The sequence below is a fragment of the Helicobacter sp. T3_23-1056 genome (assembly GCF_053654535.1).
On the sequence record NZ_JBSIUU010000086.1, the window covers coordinates 1 to 883 of the forward strand.

Annotated in this window: 1 protein-coding gene; it reads right to left on the minus strand. The window is 36.6% G+C overall.

Annotated features, from left to right (window positions below; translation table 11 throughout):
* The coding region (locus ACWIUO_RS13790) for a hypothetical protein (protein ID WP_454178458.1) at window positions 1-851 on the minus strand (851 nt) is incomplete at its 3' end.
* Window positions 852-883: the final 32 nt, after the last annotated feature.

Below are 883 nucleotides of genomic sequence, written 5' to 3' on the forward strand. Positions count from 1 at the left end.
GAGCTATGAATCACGCCATAGATTGCTTTGCTTGTGTCTTTGGCATTTGGTGGGATATAGGCGACTTTATACCATTTGGGGTTGGTAGAATCTTTGCCTAAAAATGCGATTCTGCCTTTGTGTACGCTAGACATTACTAGAATGCAAAACTCTCCACGGTCATGGTCAAATTTCTTTTCGTATTGCACGACTTCATTTTTTTGTATCGCATAGAGAATCTTGCCATTTGGCGATTCTCGCAAGTTGATATAAGAATCTTTGGAAATCCAATCAAGACCGATAATTTCCTCTTTTGTATGAAATGTTTGTCTTATTTCGCCTGTTAAATTAAGATTTTTGAAATCCACATAATCTATGCCACCCTCTATCCAATCTGTCGTAAAATGCTGATGATTAGAAATATCTACTTCTGCCCTCACCATAAAATCTGACAAGGCATATTTTTCAAGCCAATTTTTCCCCAATGCGTGAGATATTTTTGCGTTTATATTGTCATTTAGGCAATGGTGCTTTGTCGAGTGTTTTTCATCATCGCTTCGGCATAGCGTAAATTTTAAATAATCATCATTAAACACGCTATTTCTATCAGGCACAAACAACAGCTCTCTAAATCCCCAACCTTCCATATCTTGTATGACGCCCGTTCTCCACACTAGCACACCACTTACGCGTCCTTTGCCCTCATATATGGTATCATTAACCCAAGAATATTGCTTGTTGGTGTATATTTTTTTGACAAAAGAGCCATTTATGATATTTTGTTTTTGTCGTAAAGAGTCTTTATCTAAGCCAAATGCCGTTGGCATAATGCCAAAGCTTGCAAAAAGCAATATAAACAATGCAATTTTCATTTTTCACTACCTTAATATTTTTTTAGATTCGC